Genomic DNA, 16,241 nt, shown 5'->3' with positions numbered 1-16,241 from the left:
ACATTATATTAAACGGCATCGCCGTGAAAACCCAACGTTAACGAAGAAGCTGTTTATGGCACAACAAGTAAAACTCAACGCAACGGTATCCGAATCACAACTCGGACAACGCTTAGATCAGGCTTTGGCCGAATTGTTCCCTGATTATTCTCGATCTCGCATAAAAGAGTGGATTCTCGACCGTCGCGTCACCGTCAATGGCGTAATCATCGACAAACCGAAGGAAAAAGTGCTCGGTAGCGAACAAATCGCTATTGATGCCGAAATTGAAGAAGAAGCACGCTGGGAAGCGCAGGACATTCCTTTAGACATCGTATATGAAGATGAAGACATTCTGGTCATCAACAAACCACGCGGTCTGGTTGTCCATCCCGGTGCCGGTAATCCCGATGGCACCGTGCTGAATGCACTGTTGCATCATTTCCCGGCCATCGCTGACGTGCCGCGTGCGGGTATCGTTCATCGCCTCGATAAAGACACAACGGGTCTGATGGTGGTGGCGAAGACCGTTCCAGCGCAAACGCATCTGGTGGAATCTTTGCAGTTAAGAGAAATCACCCGTGAGTATGAAGCTGTGGCGATCGGCAGAATGACAGCGGGCGGTACGGTTGACGAGCCTATCAGCCGTCACTCCACCAAGCGTACGCATATGGCGGTTCACCCAACCGGTAAACCTGCCACTACGCATTACCGCATCATGGAGCATTTCCGTGTGCATACGCGCCTGCGTCTGCGTCTGGAAACCGGCCGTACTCACCAGATCCGTGTCCATATGGCGCACATTAACCATCCGCTGGTGGGCGATCAGTTATACGGTGGCCGTCCGCGTCCGCCGAAGGGCGCGTCGGAGTCATTTATTGCGATGCTGCGTAAGTTCGATCGTCAGGCTCTGCATGCCACCATGCTTCGCCTGTACCATCCGATTAGCGGCATTGAAATGGAATGGCATGCGCCGTTGCCTCAGGATATGGTTGACCTGATCGCAGAGATGAAAGCGGATACCGCTGAATTCAAGGATCAGATGGACTGGTAATGAGCCTGATCACGCCTGACTGGACGCTGCCTGCCACTGTGCGGGCATGCAGCTCAACCCGGGTGGGTGGCGTAAGCTGCTTGCCGTGGGACTCACTGAATCTTGGCGCACATGTGGGGGATAATCCTCTGCATGTGCAGGCTAATCGTCAGCGTCTGGTTGAGCTGGGCGAGCTGCCTGCAATGCCAGTCTGGCTTGAACAAGTTCATGGTAGTGAGGTGCTTCACCTGACGGGCGGTCAACCTGACAGCTTAAAGGCGGATGCCGTTTACACCCGTCAGCGCGGAATACCTTGCGCCGTGATGACAGCCGACTGTTTGCCGGTGCTTTTTTGTTCTTCAGATGGCAAGGAAGTGGCGGCGGCACATGCTGGCTGGCGAGGTCTTTGCCAGGGCGTACTGGAATCGACGCTGGCAGCATTTAATGCGCCGCCGGAAGAGATACATGCCTGGCTGGGGCCGGCGATCGGGCCAGACGCTTTTGAAGTGGGTCCCGAGGTTCGGGACGCATTTTTAGCGCAAAAAATGCACAGTGACAGGGCTTTCAGGCCTGTTGGTGAAAAATATTATGCGGATATTTGGCAACTTGCCAGAGAGCGTTTAGTCCGCAGCGGAGTGCGCCACATCTCGGGTGGCGGCCTTTGCACCGTCTCAAAACCCACTGAATTCTTCTCCTTCCGACGCGATGGCGTCACCGGCCGTCTGGCAAGTTTGATCTGGCTGATATAACCTAGCGCCATAAGACGGTCCAGAATGATGTATTTTTCACCAAAATATTTAGGTCATTAAACTTGAAAATTTGAGGGATGACCTCATTTAATCTCCAGTAGCAATTTGACCTGAATGGGGGAATTATGCGTCTGGATCGTCTTACTAACAAATTCCAGCTTGCTCTCGCCGATGCCCAGTCTTTAGCCCTGGGTCGCGACAATCAATTTATCGAACCTCTCCACTTAATGAGTGCATTACTGACTCAGGAAGGCGGATCCGTACGTCCTTTACTGACCACCGCCGGTGTTGATACCGCTGCTTTGCGCAGCAGTGTTGAACAGGCTATCGGCCGTTTGCCGCAGGTGGAAGGAACGGATGGCGATGTTCAGCCTTCTGCGGACCTGGTTCGTGTTCTGAATCTCTGTGACAAGCTGGCTCAAAAACGTGCTGATAATTTCATTTCATCCGAACTGTTTGTTCTGGCTGCTCTTGAGTCGCGCGGTTCGCTGGCCGATCTTCTGAAATCTGCCGGTGTAACCACTGACAAACTGAGCAAGGCAATTGACCAAATGCGTGGAGGCGAAAACGTGAACGATCAAGGGGCTGAAGATCAGCGCCAGGCACTGAAAAAATACACCATCGACCTGACCGAACGTGCTGAGTCCGGCAAACTGGACCCGGTGATTGGTCGTGATGAAGAAATTCGTCGCACCATTCAGGTTCTGCAGCGCCGTACCAAAAACAACCCGGTTTTGATCGGTGAGCCTGGTGTAGGTAAAACCGCTATTGTCGAAGGGCTTGCCCAGCGAATCATAAATGGCGAAGTGCCGGAGGGGCTGAAAGGGCGCCGGGTGCTTTCTCTTGATATGGGTGCGCTGGTGGCCGGCGCGAAATACCGCGGTGAGTTCGAAGAGCGTCTGAAAGCCGTACTGAACGATCTCTCTAAACAGGAAGGCAATGTCATTCTGTTTATTGATGAGCTGCATACTATGGTTGGCGCAGGTAAAGCTGACGGCGCGATGGATGCCGGTAACATGCTCAAACCTGCACTGGCTCGCGGTGAGCTTCACTGCGTAGGCGCGACCACTCTCGATGAGTATCGTCAGTATATTGAGAAAGATGCGGCTCTGGAGCGTCGTTTCCAGAAAGTGTATGTGGCTGAGCCAACCGTGGAAGATACCATCGCGATCCTGCGTGGTCTGAAAGAGCGTTATGAGCTGCACCACCATGTGCAGATCACCGATCCGGCTATCGTGGCTGCGGCAACCTTATCGCATCGCTATATTGCCGACCGTCAGCTGCCGGATAAAGCCATCGACCTGATTGATGAAGCCGGTTCCAGCATTCGTATGCAGATTGATTCAAAACCGGAATCTCTGGATCGCCTGGAACGCCGCATCATCCAGCTGAAGCTTGAGCAACAGGCTCTGAAGAAAGAGACTGACGATGCCAGCATCAAACGACTGTCTATGCTGGAAGATGAGCTGAACCAGAAAGAGCGTGATTACTCTGAGCTTGAAGAAGAGTGGAAATCGGAGAAAGCCTCTCTTTCCGGCACTCAGACAATTAAAGCTGAGCTGGAACAGGCGAAGCTGGCAATGGAACAGGCGCGTCGTCTTGGCGATCTGGCTCAGATGTCTGAACTGCAGTACGGGAAAATCCCTGAGCTGGAAAAACAGCTGGCTCTGGCTACGCAGTCTGAAGGCAAAACCATGCGTTTGCTGCGTAACCGGGTAACCGAAGTTGAAATTGCTGACGTGCTGGCTCGCTGGACCGGGATCCCTGTCGACAGGATGATGGAAGGGGAGCGCGATAAGTTACTGCGTATGGAGCAGGATCTGCATCAGCGTGTGATTGGACAGAATGAAGCGGTCGAAGCCGTGTCGAATGCGATTCGCCGTAGTCGTGCGGGTCTGGCGGATCCTAATCGTCCGATTGGTTCATTCCTGTTCCTTGGCCCGACAGGTGTGGGTAAGACCGAGCTGTGCAAAGCGCTGGCTAACTTTATGTTCGACAGTGACGATGCGATGGTGCGTCTCGATATGTCCGAGTTCATGGAGAAGCATTCAGTATCCCGTTTGGTGGGTGCACCTCCAGGTTATGTCGGATATGAAGAGGGCGGTTACCTGACTGAAGCCGTCCGTCGCCGGCCGTATTCGGTGATCCTGTTGGATGAGGTGGAGAAAGCGCACCCGGATGTCTTCAACATCTTACTGCAGGTTCTGGATGATGGACGTCTGACGGATGGTCAGGGTAGAACGGTCGACTTCCGCAACACGGTGGTGATCATGACCTCTAACCTGGGCTCCGATCTGATTCAGGAACGGTTTGGCGCGCTTAGCTATCCGGAAATGAAAGACGTGGTGATGACGGTAGTCGGTCAGCACTTCCGTCCGGAGTTCATTAACCGTATAGATGAGCTGGTGGTCTTCCATCCGTTGGGTGAGCAGCATATTGCTTCTATAGCCAAGATTCAGTTGCAGCGTCTTTACGATCGCCTGGCCGATCGCGGATATGACTTACACATTTCCGATGCTGCGTTGCATAAGCTTGCTGAAAATGGCTATGACCCGGTTTATGGTGCTCGTCCGTTGAAGCGTGCTATCCAGCAGCAGATCGAGAACCCGCTGGCGCAGCAGATACTTTCTGGTGCACTGATCCCGGGTAAAACGATCGAAATGGATGTAAAAGACGATGCCATAGTGGCTCAGCAGTAATCGCGGTAAAAATAAAAATGGGCCTTCGGGCCCATTTTTGTTTAATAAGTGGTCGTAAAAGGGGCCAATTTGGCGTTTTGGGTTGAAAATTGAGCGGTTGAATGTTTTTTTGCATTTAGCCCTTGTCAGTCTCCAGAAATTCCCTATACTGCGCCTCCACTGACACGGAACAACGACTTACGAGTCACCGGGTCAGAGGTTCAGGAAGCTGAATCGCCGGAGAAAAACTTCACAAAAAGAAGTTGACTCTGAAGGAGGAAAGCGTAATATACGCCACCTCGCAGTAAGGCGCCAAGGCACTTACCGCAACGCTCTTTAACAATTTATCAGACAATCTGTGTGGGCACTCGCAGGATTGATATCAGCGCCGCAAGGCGCAAAAAAATATCAAGCCTTAAGAGTGAACACATAATGAAATTCATTATGACGTTTTACACTTGAGCACCGCTGAACTTGTTTCAGCAAATCGAACTTTTAATTGAAGAGTTTGATCATGGCTCAGATTGAACGCTGGCGGCAGGCCTAACACATGCAAGTCGAACGGTAGCACAGAGAGCTTGCTCTCGGGTGACGAGTGGCGGACGGGTGAGTAATGTCTGGGAAACTGCCTGATGGAGGGGGATAACTACTGGAAACGGTAGCTAATACCGCATAACGTCTTCGGACCAAAGTGGGGGACCTTCGGGCCTCACACCATCGGATGTGCCCAGATGGGATTAGCTAGTAGGTGGGGTAATGGCTCACCTAGGCGACGATCCCTAGCTGGTCTGAGAGGATGACCAGCCACACTGGAACTGAGACACGGTCCAGACTCCTACGGGAGGCAGCAGTGGGGAATATTGCACAATGGGCGCAAGCCTGATGCAGCCATGCCGCGTGTATGAAGAAGGCCTTCGGGTTGTAAAGTACTTTCAGCGGGGAGGAAGGCGATAAGGTTAATAACCTTGTCGATTGACGTTACCCGCAGAAGAAGCACCGGCTAACTCCGTGCCAGCAGCCGCGGTAATACGGAGGGTGCAAGCGTTAATCGGAATTACTGGGCGTAAAGCGCACGCAGGCGGTCTGTCAAGTCAGATGTGAAATCCCCGGGCTTAACCTGGGAACTGCATTTGAAACTGGCAGGCTAGAGTCTTGTAGAGGGGGGTAGAATTCCAGGTGTAGCGGTGAAATGCGTAGAGATCTGGAGGAATACCGGTGGCGAAGGCGGCCCCCTGGACAAAGACTGACGCTCAGGTGCGAAAGCGTGGGGAGCAAACAGGATTAGATACCCTGGTAGTCCACGCCGTAAACGATGTCGACTTGGAGGTTGTGCCCTTGAGGCGTGGCTTCCGGAGCTAACGCGTTAAGTCGACCGCCTGGGGAGTACGGCCGCAAGGTTAAAACTCAAATGAATTGACGGGGGCCCGCACAAGCGGTGGAGCATGTGGTTTAATTCGATGCAACGCGAAGAACCTTACCTGGCCTTGACATCCACGGAATTCGGCAGAGATGCCTTAGTGCCTTCGGGAACCGTGAGACAGGTGCTGCATGGCTGTCGTCAGCTCGTGTTGTGAAATGTTGGGTTAAGTCCCGCAACGAGCGCAACCCTTATCCTTTGTTGCCAGCGAGTAATGTCGGGAACTCAAAGGAGACTGCCGGTGACAAACCGGAGGAAGGTGGGGATGACGTCAAGTCATCATGGCCCTTACGGCCAGGGCTACACACGTGCTACAATGGCGCATACAAAGAGAAGCGAACTCGCGAGAGCAAGCGGACCTCACAAAGTGCGTCGTAGTCCGGATCGGAGTCTGCAACTCGACTCCGTGAAGTCGGAATCGCTAGTAATCGTAGATCAGAATGCTACGGTGAATACGTTCCCGGGCCTTGTACACACCGCCCGTCACACCATGGGAGTGGGTTGCAAAAGAAGTAGGTAGCTTAACCTTCGGGAGGGCGCTTACCACTTTGTGATTCATGACTGGGGTGAAGTCGTAACAAGGTAACCGTAGGGGAACCTGCGGTTGGATCACCTCCTTACCTGAAGATACCTTCCCGCGTAGTGTCCACAACAGATTGTCTGATAGAAAACGTAATGAGCAACAGTAACAGAGTCCCCATCGTCTAGAGGCCCAGGACACTGCCCTTTCACGGCTGTAACAGGGGTTCGAATCCCCTTGGGGACGCCATCTCCTGATAATGAGTGAAAGACATTATCAACCAGTATCTCAAAACTGATTCTCTCCGCAAGGACGAGTCACGTTTGAGATATTTGCTCTTTAACAATCCGGAACAAGCTGAAAATTGAAACGACATGTCGTTTTCATTCTCCGTAATAAGAATGAAATTAACGATATGTTCGAGTCTCTCAAATGCTTACAACAGCACGTGTCTTTCGGGACGCTTGTGGGTTGTGAGGTTAAGTGACTAAGCGTACACGGTGGATGCCTAGGCAGTCAGAGGCGATGAAGGGCGTGCTAATCTGCGATAAGCGTCGGTAAGGTGATATGAACCGTAATAACCGACGATACCCGAATGGGGAAACCCGGTGCACTTTGGTGCATCATTGCAACATGAATACATAGTGTTGCAAGGCGAACCTGGGGAACTGAAACATCTAAGTACCCAGAGGAAAAGAAATCAACCGAGATTCCCCCAGTAGCGGCGAGCGAACGGGGAACAGCCCAGAACCTGAATCAGTTTGTGCATTAGTGGAAGCGTCTGGAAAGTCGCAGGGTACAGGGTGATACTCCCGTACACAAAAATGCACTTATTGTGAGTTCGATGAGTAGGGCGGGACACGTGACATCCTGTCTGAATATGGGGGGACCATCCTCCAAGGCTAAATACTCCTGACTGACCGATAGTGAACCAGTACCGTGAGGGAAAGGCGAAAAGAACCCCGGCGAGGGGAGTGAAACAGAACCTGAAACCGTGTACGTACAAGCAGTGGGAGCACCTTCGTGGTGTGACTGCGTACCTTTTGTATAATGGGTCAGCGACTTATATTCTGTAGCAAGGTTAACCGTATAGGGGAGCCGTAGGGAAACCGAGTCTTAACTGGGCGTTAAGTTGCAGGGTATAGACCCGAAACCCGGTGATCTAGCCATGGGCAGGTTGAAGGTTGGGTAACACTAACTGGAGGACCGAACCGACTAATGTTGAAAAATTAGCGGATGACTTGTGGCTGGGGGTGAAAGGCCAATCAAACCGGGAGATAGCTGGTTCTCCCCGAAAGCTATTTAGGTAGCGCCTCGTGAACTCATCTTCGGGGGTAGAGCACTGTTTCGGCTAGGGGGCCATCCCGGCTTACCAACCCGATGCAAACTGCGAATACCGAAGAATGTTATCACGGGAGACACACGGCGGGTGCTAACGTCCGTCGTGAAGAGGGAAACAACCCAGACCGCCAGCTAAGGTCCCAAAGTCATGGTTAAGTGGGAAACGATGTGGGAAGGCACAGACAGCCAGGATGTTGGCTTAGAAGCAGCCATCATTTAAAGAAAGCGTAATAGCTCACTGGTCGAGTCGGCCTGCGCGGAAGATGTAACGGGGCTAAACCATGCACCGAAGCTGCGGCAGCGACGCTTAGGCGTTGTTGGGTAGGGGAGCGTTCTGTAAGCCGTCGAAGGTGGACTGTGAGGGCTGCTGGAGGTATCAGAAGTGCGAATGCTGACATAAGTAACGATAAAGCGGGTGAAAAGCCCGCTCGCCGGAAGACCAAGGGTTCCTGTCCAACGTTAATCGGGGCAGGGTGAGTCGACCCCTAAGGCGAGGCCGAAAGGCGTAGTCGATGGGAAACAGGTTAATATTCCTGTACTCGGTGTTACTGCGAAGGGGGGACGGAGAAGGCTATGTTAGCCGGGCGACGGTTGTCCCGGTTTAAGCATGTAGGCGGAGAGTTTAGGTAAATCCGGACTCTTTTAACGCTGAGGTGTGATGACGAGGCACTACGGTGCTGAAGTAACAAATGCCCTGCTTCCAGGAAAAGCCTCTAAGCATCAGGTAACACAGAATCGTACCCCAAACCGACACAGGTGGTCAGGTAGAGAATACCAAGGCGCTTGAGAGAACTCGGGTGAAGGAACTAGGCAAAATGGTGCCGTAACTTCGGGAGAAGGCACGCTGGCGCGTAGGTGAAGGGACTTGCTCCCGGAGCTGAAGCCAGTCGAAGATACCAGCTGGCTGCAACTGTTTATTAAAAACACAGCACTGTGCAAACACGAAAGTGGACGTATACGGTGTGACGCCTGCCCGGTGCCGGAAGGTTAATTGATGGGGTTATCCGCAAGGAGAAGCTCTTGATCGAAGCCCCGGTAAACGGCGGCCGTAACTATAACGGTCCTAAGGTAGCGAAATTCCTTGTCGGGTAAGTTCCGACCTGCACGAATGGCGTAATGATGGCCAGGCTGTCTCCACCCGAGACTCAGTGAAATTGAACTCGCTGTGAAGATGCAGTGTACCCGCGGCAAGACGGAAAGACCCCGTGAACCTTTACTATAGCTTGACACTGAATATTGAACCTTGATGTGTAGGATAGGTGGGAGGCTTTGAAGCGTGGACGCCAGTCTGCGTGGAGCCAACCTTGAAATACCACCCTTTAACGTTTGATGTTCTAACCTGGCGCCGTGATCCGGCGTGGGGACAGTGTCTGGTGGGTAGTTTGACTGGGGCGGTCTCCTCCTAAAGAGTAACGGAGGAGCACGAAGGTTAGCTAATCACGGTCGGACATCGTGAGGTTAGTGCAATGGCATAAGCTAGCTTGACTGCGAGAGTGACGGCTCGAGCAGGTGCGAAAGCAGGTCATAGTGATCCGGTGGTTCTGAATGGAAGGGCCATCGCTCAACGGATAAAAGGTACTCCGGGGATAACAGGCTGATACCGCCCAAGAGTTCATATCGACGGCGGTGTTTGGCACCTCGATGTCGGCTCATCACATCCTGGGGCTGAAGTAGGTCCCAAGGGTACGGCTGTTCGCCGTTTAAAGTGGTACGCGAGCTGGGTTTAGAACGTCGTGAGACAGTTCGGTCCCTATCTGCCGTGGGCGCTGGAAGATTGAGAGGGGTTGCTCCTAGTACGAGAGGACCGGAGTGAACGCACCACTGGTGTTCGGGTTGTCATGCCAATGGCATTGCCCGGTAGCTAAGTGCGGAAAAGATAAGCGCTGAAAGCATCTAAGCGCGAAACTTGCCTCGAGATGAATCTTCCCTGGGCCTTTAAGGCCCCTGAAGGGACGTTGAAGACTACGACGTTGATAGGCCGGGTGTGTAAGCGCAGCGATGCGTTGAGCTAACCGGTACTAATGACCCGTGAGGCTTAACCTTACAACACCAGAAGCGTTCTGGTGGTGTCTGAGAGACACGAACGATATTTTCAGCTTGAACCGGATAAATTTGCGCGGCCCTATGGCGGCGTGAATAACAGAATTTGCCTGGCGGCTTTAGCGCGGTGGTCCCACCTGACCCCATGCCGAACTCAGAAGTGAAACGCCGTAGCGCCGATGGTAGTGTGGGGTCTCCCCATGCGAGAGTAGGGAACTGCCAGGCATCAAACAAGCAGACAAGCCTCATGCGAAAGCATGGGGCTTTTTTGTGTGCGTAAAAAGCAAAAATCCACGCCAGACCCGCCTCAAAACAGCTCCCGGACTCCCCAGGCCCGCCTGATAACGGCCAAAACCCACCACTGAAATCCTCAAGCACCCCAAAACCAGAAAACTAAAACGCCGTGCTGACGCACCACACCCTTCATTTATGGCGATATTAAACACTTACTCTATAATCCAACCTGCTTCACAGTTCTGTAACGTTAATACTTAAAACAATTCATTAACATCTTGCCAGTAAGGTTTACTACCGGTTGTTGTTTCACTTCTATCGCTAATTATTAGCAAGGAATAATAAAAGAGGTTAATTCTATGGCAGATGCCACGTCAGAACGGCAGCCTGAGGCTACGGCCGATGCGCTCTCCACGCGCCAACGTATCTGGGCAATTGTTGGTGCATCATCAGGGAATCTGGTCGAATGGTTTGATTTTTATGTCTATTCATTCTGTTCTCTCTATTTTTCTCACGTCTTTTTCCCCTCAGGAAACCCAACAACTCAGCTGTTACAGACCGCAGGTGTCTTTGCCGCTGGCTTTCTGATGCGACCCATCGGTGGCTGGCTGTTTGGCTACATTGGCGACAAGCACGGTCGTAAGAAATCAATGCTGATTTCGGTCTGCATGATGTGTTTCGGATCGCTGGTGATTGCCTGTTTACCGGGTTACGACACCATCGGTGTCTGGGCGCCGGCTTTACTGCTGTTAGCGCGTTTGTTCCAGGGGCTGTCTGTAGGCGGCGAGTACGGCACCAGCGCAACCTATATGAGTGAAGTCGCTGTAGAAGGGAAGAAGGGATTCTATGCTTCATTCCAGTATGTCACCCTGATTGGTGGGCAATTGATGGCACTGCTAACCGTGGTGGTGTTGCAGCAGATCCTGAGTGATGAAGAACTTCGTGCATGGGGCTGGAGAATACCGTTCGCAATCGGAGCCGTGCTGGCCGTCGTTGCACTCTATCTGCGCCGTTCCCTGAATGAAACATCCGATCAGAAAACCCGTCAGCATAAAGATGCCGGATCGTTGAGAGGTCTGTGGAAACACCGTCGCGCGTTTATTATGGTGCTTGGTTTTACGGCGGGCGGCTCGCTAAGCTTCTATACCTTTACCACCTATATGCAGAAGTATCTGGTAAACACTTCGGGTATGGATGCGCGAACGGCCAGTATGCTAATGACCGCTGCACTGTTCATTTTTATGCTGATTCAGCCGTTGATTGGAGCGTTGTCAGATAAAATTGGACGCCGGAGCTCAATGCTGATCTTTGGTGGGCTGGCGGCGATATGTACCGTGCCGGTGCTGACATTGCTGCAAAACATCAGCAGTCCGTGGGGGGCATTTGGACTGGTCATGATCTCACTGCTGATCACCAGCTTCTACACGTCGATCAGTGGGATCCTGAAGGCAGAGATGTTTCCACCGGAGGTACGCGCGTTAGGTGTGGGACTGTCTTACGCGGTAGCCAACGCTTTGTTTGGCGGTTCAGCAGAATATGTGGCGTTGTCGCTGAAGGCGGCGGGCAGCGAGACCAGCTTCTTCTGGTATGTCTCGGCGATGGGGGCCGTTGCATTCCTGGTGTCGCTGATGCTGCACCGAAGAGGGAATGGCATCAAGCTTTAACGGGCAAGACTCCATAACGTGTAGCCGGTGGCAGCACCGGCTACATCCCAACTGAAATCTTTCCAGCTCCAGCCAGAACCTCCCTCCCGACTGTCGTACAACTCTTTCGCCGCGCCCAAACTGAGCGCAAACATCAAGCCAAAGCTGGCGCTTCGGCCTTCGCTCCAGTGTTGTTTATCGCCATAAGCACTTCCCGCCGCCGACAGTACCGCAGAGGAAACAAAATGCTCCGCTTTATCCTTGCCGGTCCAGCTGTCGTTGGCCATATGGGTACAACCGGTGCAACAGAGAACCATCAGCAACACGAGTTTGCGCATTACTTCTCCTTAAAAAAAAGCCCCGTCACTGACAGGGCCTGATTTAAGCGAACTTACAGAATGCGGCTAATCAGCCTGTCGATACGGATACGGCGCAGACGGCGGATCAGCTTACGCACTTTAAGCGGGTAATCGGCAATGCTTTCCAGATCGCGGAAGTGTTCAACCACGGTGGTGTTTTGACGGATCAGCGCCAGCTCGTGGCGGCTTTGCTCAACCAGCTGCTGGAGTGGATCGTGGATGAGGACGGCATTTTCCAGATCGAGACGCCATGCGCGCGGATTCAGGTTATTCCCGGTAATAAGCAGCCATTCGTCATCTACCCACATGCCTTTAAGATGGTAGCTGTTCTCGCCGTCTTTCCACAGGCGAACCGTCAACTGGCCGTTAGTGACGTAATATTGCAAACGGCTCAGGAAGCGGCGCAGGTTGATCTCATACAGGTAAGGCAGGGCACCGATAATCTTGAACGGCTGATCTTCAGGGATGTAGAAGTCATTCGCCGTTTTATCCCCGACGATGATCTCAACTTCGCGGCCCTGACGCAGTAACCAGATAATGTTGCGCACCAGGATGGCGGGCATATTGAAGTACGGAGTACAGAGCGTCAGCTTTTGCTCAGCACAAGGCATCAGGTGGAAGATGGTTTTGTTGAGCAGGCTGCGTTTGCCCAGCCCAACTAACGGAGTCACTGCCAACTGTTCATTATTGGCATCGCCTTCGAACTCATAATCAAACCCGCGCAGATCCTGGCGGAACTGACGAGTTTCATTTTTGATTTCCGGACTTTTTGGCCGCTCATGCTGATCGAGACGATGCACCGCTTCAGCCTGGATAAGGTTGGTTTCTATCCAGTCGAACATGGTGTTAGCCAGCGTGGGATTGGTAATCAGCTGATAGCGGTCATAACGGTATTTATCATGCTGATGCAGATAGACGTCATTGAGGCTGGCACCGGTATAGAAAAGGGTATCATCGATGATCGACCCTTTCAGATGCAGCACGCCTAAGGCTTCACGGGTATTTACCGGCACGCCATAAACGGTGATGTGAATGTCAGGGTGAGCGTCTGCCAACTCACAATACCAATCGGCATTGGTTGCCGTACGCGCTGCGCCAATACGACCACGCTGTGCGCGGTGCCAGTCCACAAGGACACGGACATCCAGCTCAGGGCGAAGGCGTTTGGCTTCATACAGCGCGTTGAGAATGCTGCGGCCACCGTCATCGTTTTCCAGATAAAGCGCCACAATGCAGATACGATGTTTCGCACCGGCGATTTTCTCAAGCAAAGTCTTACGGAAATCAGCCGCTGAATACAGCGTCGTGAAGTCAGCAGCCGACTGAGACAGTTTTGGCAGTTGCGCAAGGTGCTGTTGGTGTTTATTACGTTTGAATTTAGACAACATCACAGTGCGTATCTTCTCTGTTCATAGAATGGCCTTTTGCCATAAAATCATCACCCTAACCGCGAATATTACCATTAGTCGGGCCCGATGGTTTTAGTTTTACGTTTCCAGACATTATCAGGGTGGCGAAAAAGGCAGCGAAAGGGCCACAATGCCGTCTTCAATCTGCACATCAACCCTAAATCCCAGTTTGCGTGCCAGCGTAATCATCCCCTGATTGCCCGGCATGGTAATACCGTTTAACTGCTGTAACCCATGTTGACGGGTATAGATAATCATCTTCTCCAGCAGCCGCCGACCCAGGCCCAGCCCTTTAAGATCGGAACGTACCAGCACGGAAAACTCTGCATCGATGTTATCGGCATCGGAAATAGCACGCGTCACACCAATGATCTCATCACTGCCATTTTGCTGACGGACAGCAACAAAGGCCATCTCTCGATCGTAGTCGATCTGCGTCATGTTAGCCAAATCGTCATGAGTGAACTCATTGATCTCACTGAAATAGCGATAATAAAGATCTTCCTTCGTCACCCGGCTAATGAACTGGCGTAACAACGGCTCATCTTCGGGCAGGATCGGGCGGAACAGGCAGCTCTCGCCATTTTTCATCTCTACCCATTCTTCAAGCGCATGAGGATAAGGGCGAATAGCCAGACGCGCTTCGGGATCCCCGACAAAATCAGCCAGTTGCATGGTGACATCCAGCAGTGAGAATTCAGACCCCGACGCCAGTAGAGGATGAATGTCCAGCCGCACGATCTCAGGGCAATCAACGATCAGGTTGGAAACCTGCACGAGCACCTGGCTGATGCCGGCAATATCCAGCGGCTGGAGCGCGCTGCGGCTGCGGATTTTACCGCTCTTGATGGCCTGAATAACCAGATAGCGCGCCAGCGTCATATTCAGCGGCGGTAAAGCAACCACCGCCTGTTTATCGGCTTGCCACTCAATGCCACCTTCTCCCAGCATGATCATCGGTCCAAAAACCGGGTCCTGTTCTACCACAATTCTTAACTCCTGGGCTCCGGCACGGTTGGCCATGCTTTGCACTAAAAGCCCATGAATATTTGCCTGCGGCAAGGCCAGTTTGACGCGATCGATAATGGCTTCTGCTGCCTGCTCAACTTCGCTGGCGGTGCGCAGATACAGCATCACACCCTGAACCTCCGACTTATGGAGAATGTCCGGCGACCGCAGTTTCAGCGCAACGGGATAGCCAATCTGACCGGCGATGTGCACCGCTTCGGCACTGTCGCTGGCAATCCAGGTTGGCAATGTATTGAGCCCATAGGCGCGTAAAATGGCCTGAACTTCATGCGTGTCGAGCGTAATGGCGCCATCTTCCAGTGCCTGGCGGATCAAATGATGAGCCTCAGCGGTATTCGCCGTCAGGTTCGGCGGCAGAGCCGGCGTTTCACGCAGCTGCTTCTGGTTACGGCGGTACTCCACCATATGCATAAAGGCGGTGACCGTCCCTTCAGGCGTGCGGTAGGTTGGGATACCGGCATCACTGAACAACCGGCGCGCATCCAGTGAAGAGAACTCTCCGCACCAGTTGGTCAACAGAGAAATCTGTTTGGCGCGGGGATGTTTAAGGATGGTTTCAATCAGCCTTTGTGCGGTCAGCGTGGCGGGTGCGACAGCGCTGGGAGCGTGAATAATCATCAGCGCGTCAATGTCCTGGCTATCCAGCAAGCGCGAGACCACCTGAAGATAGCGATCCGGCGTGGCATCATCCTTCAAATCCAGCGGATTACCTGCGCTGATCTCATCAGGCAGCAGGCTTTGCAGGTCAGTGAGTAGTTCCTCACTTAATTGTGCCAGCTTGCCGTTTCTGGCATCCAGCGCATCAAGCGCAAGTGCCGCGGGGGCCGCGCCATTACTGACGATCATCAACCGCTCGCCGCGCAACGGGCGCATATGGCTAAGCGTTTCTACCGCGGAGAACAGCTCATGGGTGTCCTGTACCCGCAACAAACCCGCGCGCTGGATAGCGGCATCCCAGGCAGCATCAAGGCCGGCATGGGTTTTCAGTAATTGTTGTGCCTGCTGACTGCGACCGCTTTTGATCACCAGAATCGGTTTATTCCTTGAAGCACTGCGCGCCGCAGAAACAAAGCGCCGGGCGTCGCTGAGATGCTCCAGATAGAGCAGGATCGCGCTGGTTTTGCCATCTCTGGCGAGGAAATCCAGCAGGTCGTCGGCATCAATATCCAGGCTGTCGCCAAGTGCAATAAACCAGGAAAACCCGAGTTGCCGTTGCTGAGCCCAATCCAGAATAGTATTAGAAACCGCGGCAGACTGAGAGATAAAGGCGAGTTTTCCCTGTTGAATCGGGACAGGTGAGAAGCTGGCGTTTAAGCCCTGCCAGGGAGCCAGCAGGCCAAGACTGTTGGGGCCAAGCAGACGAATTTGCCATTCGCTGGCGCACTGTTTTAACGCATCAAGCTGACTGGCGGGCGCCGAAAGGATGATGCAGGCCTTACAGCCGCGTTCACCCAGCGCTTTCAGCAAGTCAAGGTTGCGGCTGGCATGGGTACAGAGGACCGCAAGATCGGGTGATAAGGGCAGGCTGGCGATATCAGGCCAGGTGAGCACGCCACAAACGGCTTGGTATTTCGGGTTGACCGGCAGGATTGGACCGTTAAAACCGCCCGCCAGCAGGTTACGCATCATCAGATACCCTGCGCGATCCGGTCGTGAAGAGGCACCAATCACCGCAATCGATTTAGGTCTTAACAGCGCTTCTAATCCGCGTTGGCTCATTTCCCCTCCCTTCGAAAAGATTCATCCTGATTCTAACGCTTTCTGGCCAGTCTGCCGCACTCAGCCGGAAAACAGCGTTAAGGATAAAGCG

At 52.9% G+C, this 16,241-nt stretch carries 7 protein-coding genes, 1 tRNA gene and 3 rRNA genes; 8 read left to right on the top strand and 3 right to left on the bottom strand.

The genetic code is table 11. From position 1 onward, the window contains the following. Positions 1-55 precede the first annotated feature (55 nt). From rluD to EBC_RS18975, 8 genes are all read left to right on the top strand, one after another. Complete coding sequence (rluD, locus tag EBC_RS19010) at positions 56-1,033, top strand: 23S rRNA pseudouridine(1911/1915/1917) synthase RluD (protein WP_013203476.1); 978 nt, start codon at positions 56-58, stop codon at positions 1,031-1,033. Beyond that, entirely contained in the window at positions 1,033-1,761 is a 729-nt protein-coding gene (gene yfiH, locus EBC_RS19005) for a purine nucleoside phosphorylase YfiH (RefSeq protein ID WP_013203475.1), read from the top strand. Before rluD ends, yfiH begins: the two co-directional genes overlap by 1 nt. Before the next feature lie 125 nt (positions 1,762-1,886). After that, positions 1,887-4,460 (top strand): ATP-dependent chaperone ClpB, encoded by a 2,574-nt coding sequence (gene clpB, locus EBC_RS19000; RefSeq protein WP_013203474.1) that lies wholly within the window; start codon positions 1,887-1,889, stop codon positions 4,458-4,460. A 475-nt stretch (positions 4,461-4,935) separates the two neighbouring features. Further along, a 16S ribosomal RNA gene (locus EBC_RS18995) occupies positions 4,936-6,476 on the top strand. Positions 6,477-6,549: 73 nt separating this feature from the next. Then, a tRNA-Glu gene (locus EBC_RS18990) sits at positions 6,550-6,625 on the top strand. A gap of 228 nt (positions 6,626-6,853) precedes the next feature. Continuing rightward, a 23S ribosomal RNA gene (locus EBC_RS18985) occupies positions 6,854-9,760 on the top strand. A gap of 106 nt (positions 9,761-9,866) precedes the next feature. After that, positions 9,867-9,982, top strand: a 5S ribosomal RNA gene (rrf, locus tag EBC_RS18980). Together the 16S, 23S and 5S rRNA genes with 1 tRNA gene alongside form the textbook arrangement of a ribosomal RNA operon. A gap of 368 nt (positions 9,983-10,350) precedes the next feature. Continuing rightward, positions 10,351-11,655, top strand: coding sequence for an MFS transporter (locus EBC_RS18975; RefSeq protein WP_013203473.1), 1,305 nt, complete (start codon positions 10,351-10,353; stop codon positions 11,653-11,655). On the opposite strand, the gene EBC_RS18970 is transcribed toward EBC_RS18975, so the two are convergent. From EBC_RS18970 to EBC_RS18960, 3 genes are all read right to left on the bottom strand, one after another. Then, complete coding sequence (locus EBC_RS18970; protein WP_013203472.1) at positions 11,652-11,972, bottom strand: YfiM family lipoprotein; 321 nt, start codon at positions 11,970-11,972, stop codon at positions 11,652-11,654. The two genes, EBC_RS18975 and EBC_RS18970, sit on opposite strands and share 4 nt — an antisense overlap. A gap of 53 nt (positions 11,973-12,025) precedes the next feature. Further along, positions 12,026-13,381 (bottom strand): CDP-diacylglycerol--serine O-phosphatidyltransferase, encoded by a 1,356-nt coding sequence (gene pssA, locus EBC_RS18965; protein ID WP_013203471.1) that lies wholly within the window; start codon positions 13,379-13,381, stop codon positions 12,026-12,028. 117 nt (positions 13,382-13,498) lie between these two features. Then, complete coding sequence (locus EBC_RS18960) at positions 13,499-16,150, bottom strand: bifunctional acetate--CoA ligase family protein/GNAT family N-acetyltransferase (protein WP_013203470.1); 2,652 nt, start codon at positions 16,148-16,150, stop codon at positions 13,499-13,501. Positions 16,151-16,241 lie beyond the last annotated feature (91 nt).

It is taken from the genome of Erwinia billingiae Eb661 (assembly GCF_000196615.1).
In the GTDB taxonomy this organism is placed as follows: domain Bacteria; phylum Pseudomonadota; class Gammaproteobacteria; order Enterobacterales; family Enterobacteriaceae; genus Erwinia; species Erwinia billingiae.
Note: the sequence above shows the minus strand (reverse complement) of the source record. Positions and strands in the feature narration are given on the sequence as shown.

What these genes read in the sequence shown, in the direction of transcription:
- EBC_RS18975 (WP_013203473.1), top strand. Translation starts at nt 10,351, where the DNA reads ATGGCAGATGCCACGTCAGAACGGCAGCCTGAGGCTACGGCCGATGCG.
- EBC_RS18970 (WP_013203472.1), bottom strand. Translation starts at nt 11,972, where the DNA reads ATGCGCAAACTCGTGTTGCTGATGGTTCTCTGTTGCACCGGTTGTACC.
- rluD (WP_013203476.1), top strand. Translation starts at nt 56, where the DNA reads ATGGCACAACAAGTAAAACTCAACGCAACGGTATCCGAATCACAACTC.
- yfiH (WP_013203475.1), top strand. Translation starts at nt 1,033, where the DNA reads ATGAGCCTGATCACGCCTGACTGGACGCTGCCTGCCACTGTGCGGGCA.
- EBC_RS18960 (WP_013203470.1), bottom strand. Translation starts at nt 16,150, where the DNA reads ATGAGCCAACGCGGATTAGAAGCGCTGTTAAGACCTAAATCGATTGCG.
- pssA (WP_013203471.1), bottom strand. Translation starts at nt 13,381, where the DNA reads ATGTTGTCTAAATTCAAACGTAATAAACACCAACAGCACCTTGCGCAA.
- clpB (WP_013203474.1), top strand. Translation starts at nt 1,887, where the DNA reads ATGCGTCTGGATCGTCTTACTAACAAATTCCAGCTTGCTCTCGCCGAT.